Origin of the sequence: Thioalkalivibrio sp. ALJ1 (genome assembly GCF_000745395.1) — a bacterium.
In the GTDB taxonomy this organism is placed as follows: domain Bacteria; phylum Pseudomonadota; class Gammaproteobacteria; order Ectothiorhodospirales; family Ectothiorhodospiraceae; genus Thioalkalivibrio.
Map to the genome: position 1 here is coordinate 98,315 of NZ_JQIW01000004.1, position 15,233 is coordinate 113,547.

Consider the following 15,233-nt stretch of genomic DNA (forward strand, 5'->3'; position numbering starts at 1 on the left):
TCTATAGTATTCCACGTTCGATCCAACACCAGCGCACGAGGCCCGTCATGAACAGCGAACCCTACACCGCCGAAGCCCACGAGGGCACCCAGTACCCGCCGCAAGCCGAACCGTCGGCCGAGGTCCTGGCGACCAGCCCGGGCCAGCATCAGGTGATTCGCCGTAATGGCAAGGTCACCGGCTTCGATGCGTCCAAGATCGAGGTGGCGGTGACCAAGGCCTTCCTCGCGGTGGAGGGTGGCAATGCCGCGGCCAGCCGTCGCATCCACGAGATCTCCAAGGAGGTCGCCGGCCAGGTGGTCGACAGCCTGTTCCGCCGTGCCGGTACCCAGGGCATGACGGTGCACATCGAGGACATCCAGGACCAAGTGGAACTGGCCCTGATGCGCGGCGGCCACCACAAGGTCGCGCGGGCCTACGTGATCTACCGCGAACAGCAGGCGCAAAAGCGCGCCGCCGAGGCCGCCGAGCAGGGTGTGGACGAGCAGGAGATTGCCCCGGCCTTGAACGTGACCCGTGCCGACGGCAGCCAGGCCCCGCTGGACGAGGAGCGCCTGCAGGCGGTGGTGGCCGAGGCCTGTGACGGCATCGAGCAGGTCGATGGCGAGAAGATCCTGACCGAGGCGCGCCGCAACCTGTTCGACGGCGTGGCCGAGAAGGACGTCTCCACCGCGCTGGTAATGGCCGCCCGCGTGATGATCGAGCAGGAGCCGAACTACTCGCAGGTCACTGCGCGCCTGCTGATGGATGCCCTGCGCCGCGAGGCCCTGAGCTTCGTGCACGGCCGCCCGGAAGAGGCCACCCAGGCCCAGCTGGCCGAGCGCTACGCCGAGTACTTCGGCGCCTACATCAAGCGCGCCGCTGACCTGGAGCTGGTCGACAGCGAGCTGACCCGCTACAACCTCGACAAGCTGGGCGCGGCGATCAAGCCCGAGCGCGACCTGCAGTTTACCTATCTGGGCCTGCAGACCCTGTACGACCGCTACTTCATCCACTCGGATGGCACCCGCTTCGAGCTGCCGCAGGCGTTCTTCATGCGCGTGGCGATGGGCCTGGCGATCAACGAGATCGACCGCGAGGCGCGCGCGATCGAGTTCTACAACCTGCTGAGCTCGTTCGACTTCATGAGCTCCACGCCGACGCTGTTCAACTCCGGCACGCTGCGCCCGCAGCTCTCCAGCTGCTACCTGACCAGTGTCCCGGACGACCTGGACGGCATCTACAGCGCGATTCGCGACAACGCGCTGCTGTCCAAGTTTGCCGGCGGCCTGGGCAACGACTGGACCCGCGTGCGCGGCATGGGCGCTCACATCAAGGGCACCAACGGCAAGTCGCAGGGCGTGGTCCCGTTCCTGAAGGTGGCGAACGACACCGCCGTGGCCGTGAACCAGGGCGGCAAGCGCAAGGGCGCCGTGTGCGCCTACCTCGAGACCTGGCACATCGATGTCGAGGAGTTCATCGAGCTGCGCAAGAACACCGGCGACGACCGCCGCCGCACCCACGACATGAACAGCGCCAACTGGATCCCGGACCTGTTCATGAAGCGCGTGGCCGAGGACGGCGACTGGACCCTGTTCTCCCCGAACGAGGCCCCGGACCTGCACGACTTGGTCGGCACCGAGTTCGAGAAGCGCTACTGCGAGTACGAAGAGAAGGCCGCGCGCGGCGAGTTGCGCGTGCACAAGACCATGAAGGCCGTGGACCTGTGGCGGAAGATGCTCGGCATGCTGTTCGAGACCGGCCATCCGTGGATGACCTTCAAGGACCCGTGCAACCTGCGCAGCCCGCAAAGCCACACCGGCGTGGTCCACAGCTCCAACCTGTGCACCGAGATCACCCTGAACACCTCGGATGACGAGATCGCGGTGTGCAACCTGGGCTCGATTAACCTGGCCGCGCATGTGAACGAGGCCGGCGAGCTGGATCTGCCCAAGCTCGAGCAGACCGTGAACACCGCCATGCGCATGCTCGACAACGTGATCGACTACAACTACTACTCCGTGCCGCAGGCGCGGCGCTCCAACCTGCGCCACCGCCCGGTGGGGCTGGGGGTCATGGGCTTCCAGGACGCGCTGTACAAGCTGCGCGTGCCGTATGCCTCCGAGGCGGCGGTGGAGTTTGCCGACACCTCCATGGAGGCGGTGTCCTACTACGCCATCAAGGCCTCGACCGACCTGGCCGAGGAACGCGGGCGCTACGAGAGCTTCCCCGGCAGCCTGTGGAGCCAGGGCATCCTGCCGATCGACTCCATCGACAAGCTGGCCGAGACCCGCGGCGACTACCTGCAGATGGACACCACCCAGCGACTGGAGTGGGACAAGCTGCGCAAGCGGGTGAAGAAGGTCGGCATGCGCAACTCCAACACCATGGCGATCGCACCGACCGCGACCATCTCCAACATCTGCGGGGTCAGCCAGTCGATCGAGCCGACCTACCAGAACCTGTTCGTCAAATCGAACCTGTCCGGCGAGTTCACCGTGATCAACCCGTATCTGGTGCGCGACCTGAAAGACCGCGAGCTGTGGGACGAGGTGATGGTCAACGACCTCAAGTACTACGACGGCTCCGTGCAGCCGCTGGACCGCGTGCCGGAGGACATCAAGGCCCTGTACGCCACTGCGTTCGAGCTGGACACCCGCTGGCTGGTCGAGGCCGCATCGCGCCGGCAGAAGTGGATCGACCAGGCGCAGAGCCTGAACCTATACATGGCCGAGCCCTCCGGGCCCAAGCTGGACGCCCTGTACAAGCTGGCCTGGGTGCGCGGCCTGAAGACGACCTACTACCTGCGCTCCATGGGCGCGACCCACGTGGAAAAGAGCACCGTGGCCGACACCTCGCGCGGCAACAAGCTGAACGCCGTCTCCGGCGGCCAGCAGGCGGCCGAGCCGGAGGCGCCCAAGGCCTGTTCCATCCTCGACCCGGACTGCGAGGCCTGCCAGTAAGGCAGCCCCGCCCACGGGCACCGAATACGCAGCACGCACTGATCACAACGCACTGAACAAAAGGCCCGGCCACCGCGCCGGACCGCCACCGAAAAGAAGAGGGGACACTATGCTTTCCTGGGACGATCCGATCGCAGCCATCAAAGGCGAAGGCCAGAAAGAACCCGCCGTCCGCCCCGGCATGGGCTTTCAGGAGAACGAGGCCCTGATGAGCACCGCCGGCGCCGCACCCAGCGTCTCGCCGGACCCGGAAAACGCCGGCCAGCCGCTGGCCGAGCCGAACGAAGACGCCCTGACCGGCACCGGTCTGGAAGACATCAAGATGGGTGCCGAGCGCATCCGCGTCGATGACAAGAAGATCATCAACTGCCACGCGGACCTCAACCAGCTCGTGCCCTTCAAGTACAAGTGGGCCTGGCAGAAGTACCTGGACGGCTGCGCCAACCACTGGATGCCGCAGGAAATCAACATGAACGCGGACATCGCCCTGTGGAAGGACCCGAATGGTCTGACCGAGGACGAGCGCACCATCGTCAAGCGCAACCTGGGCTTCTTCTCCACCGCCGACTCGCTGGTGGCGAACAACCTGGTGCTGGCCGTGTACCGCCACATCACCAACCCCGAGTGCCGCCAGTACCTGCTGCGCCAGGCCTTCGAGGAGGCGCTGCACACCCACGCCTACCAGTACTGCGTGGAGTCTCTGGGCCTGGACGAAGGCGAGATCTTCAACATGTACCGCGAGGTGCCCTCCGTGGCCACCAAGGCCGAGTGGGCGCTGCCGTTCACCAAGCACCTGGCGGACCCGAACTTCCGCACCGGCACGCCGGAGGCGGACCAGAAGCTGCTGCGCGAACTGATCGCCTTCTACGTCGTGTTCGAGGGCATCTTCTTCTACGTCGGCTTCGTGCAGATCCTCTCCATGGGCCGGCGCAACAAGATGACCGGCGTGGCCGAGCAGTTCCAGTACATCCTGCGCGACGAATCCATGCACATGAACTTCGGCATCGACGTGATCAACCAGATCAAGCTCGAGAACCCGCACCTGTGGACCGAAGACTTCAAGAACGAGATGCGCACCCTGATCTCGGATGCTGTTGAGCTGGAGGCGCAGTACGCCCGTGACACCATGCCGCGTGGCGTGCTCGGCATGAACGCCGGGATGTTCGAGGAATACCTGCACTTCATCGCCAACCGCCGTTGTGCGCAGATCGGGCTCGCCGAGCTGTACCCGGGGGCCGATAACCCGTTCCCGTGGATGAGCGAGGTGCTCGATCTGAAGAAGGAGAAGAACTTCTTTGAGACGCGGGTTACGGAGTATCAGACGGGTGGGGCGTTGAGCTGGGATTGAGGCGGCGACGCCGAGATCCAGCGAAGCGGAGCCAGGGAAATGGCCGTGCAGCAACAGAAGAGGGCGCCGCAATACGGCGCCCTTTTTTATTTGTGTGCGATCTCAGAAAAATAGGGAAATGCCATGTATTACAAATCCTTTCGAATAAAAAACTTCAAAGGAATCAAGGACACCAAAGTTGGACTCACTAGGAATGGCTCTACTAGCGTCTTCTCATTTGTCGGCCTAAACGAAAGCGGAAAAACCACCATTCTGGAGGCTATACATAGCTTCTTGCCAGATACCGAGACCAAGGATCTCATCGGCCAGGCCAACCGAGGTATTGGTCCATCTGTGGCAGATCAAGTTCCTAAGCACCTGTTGTCCAATTTCTCTGATGAGATATCCGTCACCGCGGCGCTGGGTATGTCTAATGATGAGAAGGGTGCTCTCATTGCTGACATTAAACAGCGTGGGTTGGTGGTCGATATAGATTCGTTTCCGGATGAGATAGAAGTAAAAAGAGTCCATCGATTCGAAAAGGGGGATCATCAACAAAGCGCGATTCTTCTTGAGACCGGCTTTTCCGTGAAAACTGGAAGGCAGAAAAACTGGAGGCAGCCCAATGCTGAAGAAAGAAAACTAATTCTACAACATATGCACAAGAGAATGCCGGGGATAGCGTATTTCCCGACATTTGTTTTTGATTTCCCCAAAAAGATATTTTTGACCAGAGAAGATGCGGGAAAGGTAAATCAGTTCTACCGAAAAGTCTTTCAAGACATCCTGGATTACGATGGTAAGGGCGACACCATTGAAGGATCGATTGTGCGGCGTATCCGAAGTGACGAAAATGTGGGGGACTGGACTGATTTCTTGCCGTCATGGCACTCGGGGGACGATAAAGCGAAAATTCAGCATGTGATGGATCGCGCTGGCTCAGTCGTTACTCAGGTAGTTTTTGGTAGGTGGAACCAAATATTCGGTGAGGACCCGAAAGGTAAAGAGGTTAATATATCCTTTGAGCCGGTCGAGGGCCAAGTTCGAGATGAGACGGGAAAAATAACCAAGACGGGGGAGCATGATCTGTACATCGAGTTTCAGATAAAGGATGGAACGAGACGTTTCAGCGTAAACGATCGAAGTCTCGGGTTTCGTTGGTTTTTCTCTTTTATGTTGTTCACACAGTTCCGGGTCGCCCGGGAGAATTCGCGCCCGGTGTTTTTTCTTTTTGATGAGCCTGCTTCAAATCTTCACGCAGCTGCGCAGCAGAAGTTGATCGAGAGCTTTCCTGAGGTGGCCAAGAACGAGAACAGCCTGGCGTATACAACTCACAGCCATTACATGGTAGAGCCCAAATGGTTGGAGCAGACATTCATTGTTACTAACAGAATGGACGCGCCGCCTGAGTCAATAGTTGAGTCTGCCGCGCTGTCGGAAGAGGCGCTAGATATTAGAGCAACTCCCTATCGTCAGTTCGTAAACCGGAATCCAGGTAACACCAGTTACTTTCAGCCCATTTTGGATAGGCTTGAAGTGGTGCCTTCTCGTTTCGATATGAAGCAGCCCTCCATAGTGGTGGAAGGGAGGTCCGATTATTATGTGTTGAGGTATGGTTCGCATCTTCTCGAAAAGGATGTTTGTGCGATTCTTCCGGGGCTTGGGGCTGGGACGCTTGGCGCGCTGGTGGCGCTTCAAGTTGGTTGGGGGCTAGAGATGGTTTTTCTCCTAGATGGTGACTCAAAAGGCAAGACCGAAAAGAACCGTTATGTTGTAGACTTTGGTATGTCCGCGGATCGTGCGGCGACGCTAGACGAGCTTCTCACTGGTGTCTGCGAGATTGAAGATATTTTGGACGACGAGGCAGAAGGAAGAATCGCTGAAGCTTTGGCGCTCGATGGGCGGCCAAATAAGAAGCATGTTCGCAGGTTTTTTCAGGAGAGGTTGGCTAGGGAGGATGTTGTGGATCTTGGGGCACACTTCCGCGCTCGCATTGCGGCGGTGTTTGCCACGCTTGAAGAAAGGTTGGCGATTACGTAATGGCTGAAATAAAGGGGTCGGACCACGGTAAGCCTCGGATGGAGGAGAAGAGGACACCCATGATTACTTGACGGTCTGATGCGGGGTGTCTAGGTGCGTGCTATTTGTTGTAGGATTTCTTTTGCAAGCGTACGTTTCGACCAGGGTGCTTGATGTGTAGTGGTCAAGTGATTTCGGACACCTCGATCGGTGTTTCGGCTGCCCATTTTCAAGAAGAAGGAAGAAGAGGACACCCATGATTTCGTTTTACAAAGGTTAAGAAGAGTTCGGGATCTAGTGAATCTATCCTGGGTGTCTTGGTAAGGGCGAAGAAGAGGACACCCATGATTTCTTGACGCCGCAAGGCTTCACACCGCCTCAAACGCGCCTGAACCAAGACGTTATATGCAAAGGAGGGGGTATGGGATTCTTCGGCGGGCCTTCTAAGGGCACTCTATTAACTATGTCTCAGGGCATTGCCGCTGTAGCCATGCAGATTCAGATGCTCCAGCAGTCTGAAGGCTCGGAAAGAGAAGCCATTTTGGCGAGCATGCGCAGTGAAGGCGCGCCAACAAGCATGAATCAGCTTGTTCAAATGGCGGCATCTGTAGTTCGAGAGCAGGGCATGGGCTGGTACAAAAAGAATCAATTTCTCGGGATGATCTATGGCAGTTTGATGAGCATGGGGTTTTCCAGGGCAGATGCAAGCTATATCAAGGGTCAAATTGAGCTGCTCTCTTGAAGCGGCGGGAGAGATAAATGTCTATTGTGAGCATTATCGCATTTATAGTGGCCGCCCATAGCGCGATCATGATTGTCGTGCTTCTGGCAAATCCTGATTGGTACGTAAGAAAAGCTATAGCTGCGGGAGTTACTCCAAATCTATCTGCTGCGATCACTACCAAAGTGATACTTGCTGCGGTGGCGGTTGCTATAGGTGCATATGCGCTTTGAGAGGTCCAATAACGGGGTCGGACCGGCAGAAAAGAAGGAAAAGAAGAGGACACCCATAAAAGAAGAGGACACCCATGATTTCTCCTGATTAGCGACGAGAGTCAGCCAGGCTCACAGGGTGAGCCACCCCCGGGCGTACGCTGAGGCTACACAGCGAGCGGAGGGTGCCACCATGGCGCAGAATCGGATTCAGTTTCAGCCGGGGATGTCGTTGCCGGCATTGATCGCCCAGTACGGCACCGAGGCCCAGTGCGAGGCGGCGCTGGAGCGGGCCCGATGGCCGGACGGCTTCCGCTGCCCGCGTTGCGGGTGCCAAGCCCACTGTGTCCTGCACGGCAGCCCGCGCAAGCTGTTTCAGTGCAACGCCTGTCGGCATCAGGCCTCGCTGATCGCCGGCACCGTGATGCAGGGAACGAAGCTGCCCCTGACCACCTGGTTTCTGGCCATCCATCTGCTCAGCCAGGCCAAGACCGGGCTCTCGGCGCTGGCGCTCAAACGCCAGCTGGGCGTCAGCTACCGCACCGCCTGGGCCCTTCAGCACAAACTGATGCAGGCGACCAGTAATAACGGGGTCGGACCACGGTAACCCCCGGAAAGATCGAAGGAAAATGGTCGAGAAAGGGTGTAATTCGAGCTTATAGGGGTCATTTTGGGCAGGAAATGGGCCTTCCAGGGAGGGAAGCCATGCCACGGGCGAATTGCCATCACTTGCCGGGCCATGTCTGGCACATCACGCACCGCTGCCATAAGCGGGAGTTTCTGCTGAAGTTCTCGCGCGACCGTGGAAGAAGAGGACACCCATGATTTGTTCTCCGCTCCTTCGTCGCTCCGAAACGTCCGCTGTGCCAAGCGTTAGAACAAGAGGGCAAAATGGAACCCATTACTCTGGCAACATCCCTGGCGACCATTGTTGGTCTGATGGGGACATATCGGTCAGAACGGCGGGCAAACGAGAGCGCCGACCTAGATGACTTCCTGAGGTGGCTAAGCGACCATGGCTTCCAGGAGCTTACGGCGGAGCTCGAGAGGAACACGCAGCTCAGCGTGAGCATAAGGGCCCTCCTCAGGGAGCGGACGGACGTTCTACTTGCTCAGTTGGGTCGTTTGGATCAAATGTTGAGCGCCCTTGCGGCACATGTTGAGGTGCTGGGTCCACTTGCTCAGGCCGTGCGGCCGGAGGAGCAGCTGTCGGATCAGGCGGTTTCGGTTCTCCAGCAGTTGGAATCGAAGGAGTCAAAGGGGTTTCTGGTGTCCGAAGCGCTTAACAGGCCGCCGATCCTTCTCTCACTCGATGGTGAGGGGCAAATTGACTACCAGGAGCATCGTTTCCTTGAGGACGATCTTCAAACGCTAGTGGGGTTAGGGCTTCTCCGGCTCGACTACAATTCACAAGGAGGCTCGCTCTACCTCGCTACGCGTGCCGGGTCGCGCTTCCTTCAATCTGTGAAAGCAGAGTTCTAACCTCAAGTTGCAGCCGACGGCTTCGCTGCGGCTGAGCTTCGCGTTGGGAACAGGAAAAGAAGAGGACACCCATGATTTCTTGACGGTCTGAGGCGGGCTGTCTAGGTTTGTGCGGATAACGGGGTCGGACCACGGTAACCCACGGAAAGATCGAAGAGAAAGGGTATAGAAAGGGTGTAATTGGAGCTTATCGGGGCCATTTTGGCCAGGAAATGGGTCTTCCAGGGAGGGAAGCCATGCCACGGGCGAATCGCCATCACTTGCCGGGCCATGTCTGGCATATCACGCACCGGTGCCATAAGCAGGAGTTTCTGCTGAAGTTCGCGCGCGACCGCCGGTTGTGGCGAGAGGAGTAACGGGGTCGGACCACGGTAACCCTCGGAAAGATCCAAGGAAAATGGTCTAGAGAGGGTGTGATTGGAGCTTATCGCGGCCATTTTGGCTAGGAAATGGGTTTTCCAGGGAGGGAAGCTGTGCCACGGGCGAATCGCCATCGGTTGCGAGGCCATGTCTGGAAAGAAGAGGACACCGATGATTTCTATGGTCCGAGGCGGGCCAACAATAAGCGGGCATCCGTGATTTCTTCTTCTAGACTCCGTGGGGGGACCATTCGGTCTCGAGGCAAGCCCGTTGCAGGACGGGAAGGAGGCAGGTCATGCGCATGGCAAAGTCCGAAGTGCCCGAGGTGTTCAGCGCACCGGGGGCAGTCGCGCGTCAGGCCCTGGAGTTCGGTGACGCAACCGATTACACGCAGATGACGGGGGAGTACTTCTCGCTGGAGGCGGGCACCGACATTACCCCGCTGCTCCACGGTTTGAAGGAGGACCTCTGCCAGTCACCCCACTGGGGGTACATGATTCAGGGCCGCCTGATCATGACGTACGGGGATGGTAGCGAGGAGGCGGTATCCGGTGAGGATCTCTTCTACTGGCCTCCTGGGCACACCCTCCGGGTGGAAGAGGACGCCGAGATCATACTCTTCAGTCCGCAGCATGAGCACTGCGAGACCCTGAACCACCTGAAGAAGCAGATCGAAAGCTGATCTTCCTTTACCGGTGGCAGAGCAGAAGAGGACGCCCAAAATTTCTTGACGGTCTGAAGCGGGCTGTCTAGGTGTGTTGGGGAGTGGATGGACCAGGGAGGGTCCGCAGATGACGCGAGCCAGGAAGGAGCGCGTCTCGGCTGAGGTGACGCCGTATTACCCCTGTATCTGTCGCTGTGTACGCCGTGCGTTCCTGTACGGCGTGGCTTCCTGGTGAGGTTAGAACGATGAGCACTGGCGTGGCTGACCTCGGTGCGGGGTCTTGTAGCCTGGTACCGAGCGGGCCAGGTTGCCAGGTGGCAGGCACGCTTGCACAGGCTGGCTGGTTAATGCGCAAGCCTGAACGAACAAACGGCGCGGAGGAAGAATGCGGAGGATGGTTGCGGGGCCGGCTCTGGGAAGGCCGTTACAAGAGCCAGAGCCGACGAAGAGGACCCCGCATGACCTTTGAGCTCCCGTTAAGTCTTCCGCGCGGGTTCAATGTCGTTGTTTCTCCTCGGGCGCCCGCGAAACATGTAGGCAGCGGAGAACATGGCCATCAGGCCCGCAATCATGAGGGCCAGGCTACCAGGGAGCGGGACCGCTACAGGATCATCCTCGGTGAGGTCCCAGAAAGTCGTTGTCATCCCCCAGTCCGAACTTGGCACTCCCGGGTCTTCATCGTCGCGAGTTCGTCCCCGCCACATGTGTTCGGTGCTTTCTTCGTGCGCCGTTGACTGGAAGTTGGCCCAATCCCCCTCATGGGTGAGCTCGCCATCGGCACGGATATCGATCAGTAGGTTGCCATCGCTGGGGTCGTAGTAGAACGTTTCGCCACTGATGGTAAATGGGTGATCGCTACTGCCATCCAGAGTCAGATCGGTAAAGTAATGGTCCACTTCTCCGAAATTGTCTTCCAGCGGAAGGTTGGTGTCGGCGGGGTCGGCGTCGGTGATCGAGAAACGTATGTCGAACGATCCGCTGACCAGATTGCCCTGTCCTGCCACCGACCAGAATCCGAACGCATCGATGTTAAGGGGCTCGGAGAACAGTTCCGCTCCGTAGATGTATTGCGTCTGTTGCGCCAGATCGCAGCCGAAGGGAATGCAATTCAGTCCGTCGAGCTCTTCGCCAACATTAATTGGTGCGGCAGAGGCGGTACTCGACAGGAACGCACCCGGTACGGAGAGCGCTATCGCGAACAGTGTGGGTGCCTTCCAGCGTTTCATTGAGATCATCTTGGGAACCCCGCTACATTTCGACTGTAAGCCTATGTTTCTTAAAGCAAATGATGTGCCATTCAGTGGGGGTGTCGCTGAGGGGCGCCCATGACGGGCGTTTGGCGGTGCCCACGTGTCTCGTGACCGGAGCGGCCAAGATGAGCATCGAGGTAAGTGTAAATCCTGCTTTACGCCGATCGGCCTTCATCAGCCTTGGTCCGGGCGAGCGCGTAAAAAATATTGACACCCGGCGCGGAAGGAACAGGGTGAGAAAAGGGAGAAAAGGACACCCATGATCTCGTTGCGGCAAACTCGGGCGCATTTCCCTTCCCCCGAGGACTCCATGACCCGAACACTGTTGCTGATCGTCCTCTTCTACACGCCGTCGGTATGGGCGGAGGCGCCGGAGCCGATGGTGCCCGTCGACTATTACGACTTCGTGTTCGCGACCGAGCCGCGGCTTTCGCCGGATGCGGGCCATGTCGCCTTCGTGCGCAGTCGCGTGGACGATGAACGCCACAATCGGGAATCGAGTATCTGGATGGTGCCAGCCGATGGCTCCGAATCGGCACGGCAGTTCACCCAGGGTGATTCCGATCGGCATCCCCGTTTTTCTCCCGATGGGCGGCAAATGGCCTTTCTGAGGACCGTCGACGAGGACGCCCAGATCCATCTGATGCCTGTTGACGGTGGTGAAGCCCATGCCATCACCGAGATTCAACAGGGCAGTATCGCGGACTTTGCATGGCTGCCTGATGGTCAACACCTGATCGTTACCCTGACCATCGACCCGGCCGTCGAGGATCCCGCGCAGGAGGAGCGGGGGGATGACGCACCGCAGGCGGATGTGAAGATCTATTCGCGGCCGCTCAGCCGTCGTGAGTCGCAGGGGTGGCTGGATGAGAGCCGTCGCACCTTGTGGTTGCTGGATGCGGAAAGCGGCGAGCTCGAGCGTTTGGCAGGGGACGCCGAGTGGAACTACAACAACCCGACGGTTTCGCCCGATGGCCGCTTCCTGGCGTTCAATGCCGACCGCAGCGGCCGCGAGTACGACGGCAGCTTCAATCAGGACGTCTACCTGCTCGACCTTGAAAGCCGTGAGGAACGCAAGCTGGCCGCGCCCGACGGGCGTGCCACCGGCCCACTGTTCTCGCCCGACGGGCGCCAGGTCGCCTTCCTCTATCAGTCAGACCGCTTTCGTCCCGTGGAACTGCACCGCATCGGGATCGGCAACGACGACCACGAGGTACTGCACGATGGCATGGACTTCTCCGTCACGCAGGCCTGGTGGCCCGAGGGGTTCGATCGTCCCCTGGTATGGGCGGATTTCCGCGGCAGCCGTCCACTGATTCGCTTGCACCCCGATGGTGATAGCGAGGTGGTCCTCGGTGACAAAGCCGCTCTCAGCGATGTCGACTTTGCCGCCGATGGCGAGTCCCTTGCCTTGCTGGTCGAAGACGAAACCCGGATGCCGGAGGTGCACGTCGCCGACAGTGACGGGTTCGAGTCGCGACGCCTGACGGGTTTCAACGACGCCCTGCTGGAATCGCGGTACCGGACCGAGCTCGAACGCTTCAGCTACGAGGTCGAGGACGGCCGGACGGTCGATGCGTTCCTGCTGCGGCCCAAAGAATTTGACGCCGGCGATGACTGGCCACTGGTACTCAACATTCGTGGCGGCCCGGCGCATATGTGGGGCCATCGCTGGTTCCACGAGTTCCAGATGATCGCGGGCGCGGGCTACGCGATGCTGTTCACCAACTATCGGGGTTCGACCGGCTACGGCCACGAGTTCCAGGCCTCGGTGCACCAGGACTACGGTGGGGTCGACTATCGCGACAACATGCAGGCCCTGGACGCGGCGCTGGAGCGCTTCGACTGGATCGACGAGGAGCGCCTGTTTCTGACCGGCGGCAGCCATGGCGGCTTCCTGACCAACTGGATCACCACGCAGACCGACCGCTTCCGCGCGGCGGTGACCCAGCGCAGTGTCTCCAACTGGATCTCCGAGGCCGGCACCCAGGACTACGTGCCGGCACGGATGAATGCCGAGTTTGGCGGCACGATCTGGACGAACTACGACTATTACTGGGGACGTTCACCGCTCAAGTATGCCGACCAGGTGAGTACGCCGACGCTGATCATCCACTCTACCGATGACCGGATCACGCCGATTGGACAGGGCCAGGAATGGTTCTACGCGCTACTCAACAACGACGTGGAGAGTGAACTGGCGGTATTCGATGGCGAAGGCCACAACCTGTCCCGGGACGGCACCCCGGTGAATCTGGTCAAACGCCTGGAGCTCATCCTCGAGTGGTTTGAGCGCCATGAACCGTGAGCCGCAGTGCGAGGCATTGATTGTGAGGCGGGTGGCCAGTCGGGGAGAGGGATAAGAGGACACCCATAATTCCTTCTACAAAGCCTCGCGTGTTGGAAGCGCTAACTGCCACAGGAGAGACCCATGCACGATGCATTCCTCTGGAATTTCCTGCTGTACTCACTGGCGATCAACTACGGGATTCTTGTTTTCTGGTTCATTGCCTTTCTGTTTGCGCGGGACTCAATTCATAGACTTCATAGCAAGTGGTTTCGGCTGAAGCCGGAGCAGTTTGACGCCATTCACTATGGCCTCATGGGCGCTTACAAGCTCGGAATCATCCTGTTCAATGCCGTCCCGCTACTGGCTCTCTGGCTAGTGGGGCGCGGTGTCAGCTGAGAGAACGAAGAAGAGGACACCCACGATTCCTGGTCAGGAAGACCAACGGATATTGATCTACAGAGTACGGTCCAGTTCGTTCCGGACGATGCTGCCGCCCTTCATGATCAGGTCCAGGTGGTCGGCGGGTGCATCGAGCCAGTCCAGGCTGGCCGACGGGTCGGCATCGACCACGAGCAGGTCGGCCAGGGCCCCTTCGGCGATGACGCCGAGCCGGCCGGGGTAGGGGGCACGGTCGCCGGATAGGGCGAGCAGTTGGCCGGCCGCTCCGGTGGCCATGTGCAGGGCCTCCAGCGGGGACATGAAGCGGGTCAGCTTGGCCAGTTGGCGGCCCTGGCTGGCGGCGCCCTCGGGGCTGAACAGGATGTCGGTGCCGAAGGCCATGGGCACGCCGTACTGGCGGCCCAGTTCGAAGGCGCGCTCGGTGCCCGCGCTCACCTGGAGCTGCTTGGCCCGGGAGACGGGGTCCGTCTTTGGGTTGGCGTCCTCGTCGTCCAGAAAGGGCTGAATGCTCCACCACACGTCGGCGTCCGCCATCATGCGCACCGTCTCCTCGTCCGCGAGCTGGCCGTGCTCGATGGAGCGCACCCCGGCACGGATCGCGCGCTGGATGCCCTGCGGCGTGTAGACATGGGCGCATACGTAGGTGCCCCAGTCCGCGGCGGCGCGTACGGCGGCTCGCATCTCCTCTTCCAGGTACTGGGCGGTGTCCAGCGGGTCGTACAGGCTGGAGACGCCGCCCCCGGCCATGATCTTGATCTGGCTGGCGCCTTGCATCAGTTGTTCCCGGGTGCGGCGCAGCACCTCGTCCACGCCATCGGCGATCGCAGCGACACCGCTGCTCTCGATGTAATTCGGCGGGGTGCTCGGCATGCGTGGCAATTCGTGGCGCTGGCGAAAATCGCCGTGCCCGGAGGTCTGGGAGATCATCGCGCCGCAGGGGAAGATGCGCGGGCCGGCCACCGCGCCGCGGTCAATGGCCATCTTCAGGCCGAAGGCCGGGCCGCCGAGATCGCGCACAGTGGTGAAGCCGCGCATCAGGGTCGCGCCGGCCTCGCGCCCGGCCATCAGGTGCAGGAAGCCGATGTCCGCTGTCATGGCGGTCATCTGGCTAACCCCGACCAGCGTGCTGTGCCAGTGGGCGTCGATCAGGCCGGGGATGACCGCGCGCCCGCCGCAGTCGATTGTGCGTGCGGCGGTCGGGCCCTCGCCGTGTCGGGGTAGTGCGGCGATGCGGCCGTCCTCGATCAGGATGTCCACGTCCTCGCGCATCTCGAGGGTCTCGCCGTCGAACAGTCGCAGGTGTGTGAGCAGCAGCGGTTGCCCGGGTTCACCGGCCTTGACCTCGCGCGGGGCGAGGCCGAAGCCCGCGAACATGCCCAGCACGGCGGCGGCACCGCCGAGGAACTGGCGCCGGTTCAGGTCGGCCTCGATGCGCCGGAGGGCCGCCTGGGTATGGGCCGCGCCACAGTGGCAGGGGTTGATGTCGGCGTTCGCGCCGTGCGGTGCACAACAGGCCATGCCCATGACGGTGAGGCTCCTCGTTAACGCGCGCGGCATCTGGATACGG

11 protein-coding genes and 2 pseudogenes are annotated in these 15,233 nt (G+C 60.3%); 11 read left to right on the forward strand and 2 right to left on the reverse strand.

Annotated features, from left to right (window positions below):
• Positions 1 to 47: 47 nt before the first annotated feature.
• The 9 genes and pseudogenes from F462_RS01835 to F462_RS01870 all read left to right on the forward strand — a co-directional run bounded on the left by F462_RS01835 (position 48) and on the right by F462_RS01870 (position 9,745).
• On the forward strand, positions 48 to 2,942 hold the full coding sequence (locus tag F462_RS01835) for a ribonucleoside-diphosphate reductase subunit alpha (protein WP_038051206.1): 2,895 nt from the start codon (positions 48 to 50) through the stop codon (positions 2,940 to 2,942).
• 109 nt (positions 2,943 to 3,051) lie between these two features.
• A complete protein-coding gene (locus F462_RS01840; protein WP_038051208.1) occupies positions 3,052 to 4,290 on the forward strand; it encodes a ribonucleotide-diphosphate reductase subunit beta in 1,239 nt (412 codons plus the stop codon).
• Between the two features lie 123 nt (positions 4,291 to 4,413).
• Positions 4,414 to 6,309 (forward strand): ATP-dependent nuclease, encoded by a 1,896-nt coding sequence (locus F462_RS01850; RefSeq protein ID WP_081911339.1) that lies wholly within the window; start codon positions 4,414 to 4,416, stop codon positions 6,307 to 6,309.
• A gap of 400 nt (positions 6,310 to 6,709) precedes the next feature.
• A complete protein-coding gene (locus F462_RS01855) occupies positions 6,710 to 7,030 on the forward strand; it encodes a hypothetical protein (RefSeq protein ID WP_038051214.1) in 321 nt (106 codons plus the stop codon).
• 17 nt (positions 7,031 to 7,047) lie between these two features.
• The gene (locus F462_RS13575; protein WP_156100384.1) at positions 7,048 to 7,242 is read left to right on the forward strand and encodes a hypothetical protein; all 195 of its coding nucleotides are present in this window, start codon (positions 7,048 to 7,050) and stop codon (positions 7,240 to 7,242) included.
• A gap of 172 nt (positions 7,243 to 7,414) precedes the next feature.
• Positions 7,415 to 7,798, forward strand: a pseudogene (locus tag F462_RS01860) (transposase); the annotation flags it as partial.
• Between the two features lie 128 nt (positions 7,799 to 7,926).
• Positions 7,927 to 8,025: pseudogene (locus F462_RS14045) on the forward strand (transposase); the annotation flags it as partial.
• Positions 8,026 to 8,112: 87 nt separating this feature from the next.
• Positions 8,113 to 8,703, forward strand: a complete 591-nt coding sequence (locus F462_RS01865; protein ID WP_018861575.1) for a hypothetical protein — start codon at positions 8,113 to 8,115, stop codon at positions 8,701 to 8,703.
• Between the two features lie 655 nt (positions 8,704 to 9,358).
• Complete coding sequence (locus F462_RS01870; RefSeq protein ID WP_038051215.1) at positions 9,359 to 9,745, forward strand: cupin domain-containing protein; 387 nt, start codon at positions 9,359 to 9,361, stop codon at positions 9,743 to 9,745.
• A 458-nt stretch (positions 9,746 to 10,203) separates the two neighbouring features.
• On the opposite strand, the gene F462_RS01875 is transcribed toward F462_RS01870, so the two are convergent.
• Positions 10,204 to 10,953, reverse strand: a complete 750-nt coding sequence (locus F462_RS01875; RefSeq protein WP_038051217.1) for a lipoprotein — start codon at positions 10,951 to 10,953, stop codon at positions 10,204 to 10,206.
• Positions 10,954 to 11,287: 334 nt separating this feature from the next.
• On the opposite strand from F462_RS01875, the gene F462_RS01880 reads away from it, so the two are divergent.
• Together F462_RS01880 and F462_RS01885 are read left to right on the forward strand one after the other, a co-directional pair.
• A complete protein-coding gene (locus tag F462_RS01880; RefSeq protein WP_038051219.1) occupies positions 11,288 to 13,285 on the forward strand; it encodes a S9 family peptidase in 1,998 nt (665 codons plus the stop codon).
• Between the two features lie 123 nt (positions 13,286 to 13,408).
• Entirely contained in the window at positions 13,409 to 13,663 is a 255-nt protein-coding gene (locus F462_RS01885) for a DUF6868 family protein (RefSeq protein ID WP_038051221.1), read from the forward strand.
• Positions 13,664 to 13,720: 57 nt separating this feature from the next.
• Here the strand turns inward: F462_RS01885 and F462_RS01890 are convergent, their stop codons facing one another.
• Positions 13,721 to 15,190, reverse strand: coding sequence for a metal-dependent hydrolase family protein (locus F462_RS01890; RefSeq protein ID WP_038051223.1), 1,470 nt, complete (start codon positions 15,188 to 15,190; stop codon positions 13,721 to 13,723).
• Positions 15,191 to 15,233 lie beyond the last annotated feature (43 nt).

Bases quoted from the DNA above. Each gene is read 5' to 3' on its own strand.
- F462_RS01870 (WP_038051215.1), top strand. From the start codon at position 9,359: ATGCGCATGGCAAAGTCCGAAGTGCCCGAGGTGTTCAGCGCACCGGGG.
- F462_RS01855 (WP_038051214.1), top strand. From the start codon at position 6,710: ATGGGATTCTTCGGCGGGCCTTCTAAGGGCACTCTATTAACTATGTCT.
- F462_RS01840 (WP_038051208.1), top strand. From the start codon at position 3,052: ATGCTTTCCTGGGACGATCCGATCGCAGCCATCAAAGGCGAAGGCCAG.
- F462_RS01885 (WP_038051221.1), top strand. From the start codon at position 13,409: ATGCACGATGCATTCCTCTGGAATTTCCTGCTGTACTCACTGGCGATC.
- F462_RS01835 (WP_038051206.1), top strand. From the start codon at position 48: ATGAACAGCGAACCCTACACCGCCGAAGCCCACGAGGGCACCCAGTAC.
- F462_RS13575 (WP_156100384.1), top strand. From the start codon at position 7,048: ATGTCTATTGTGAGCATTATCGCATTTATAGTGGCCGCCCATAGCGCG.
- F462_RS01850 (WP_081911339.1), top strand. From the start codon at position 4,414: ATGTATTACAAATCCTTTCGAATAAAAAACTTCAAAGGAATCAAGGAC.
- F462_RS01865 (WP_018861575.1), top strand. From the start codon at position 8,113: ATGGAACCCATTACTCTGGCAACATCCCTGGCGACCATTGTTGGTCTG.
- F462_RS01890 (WP_038051223.1), bottom strand. From the start codon at position 15,190: ATGGGCATGGCCTGTTGTGCACCGCACGGCGCGAACGCCGACATCAAC.
- F462_RS01875 (WP_038051217.1), bottom strand. From the start codon at position 10,953: ATGAAACGCTGGAAGGCACCCACACTGTTCGCGATAGCGCTCTCCGTA.
- F462_RS01880 (WP_038051219.1), top strand. From the start codon at position 11,288: ATGACCCGAACACTGTTGCTGATCGTCCTCTTCTACACGCCGTCGGTA.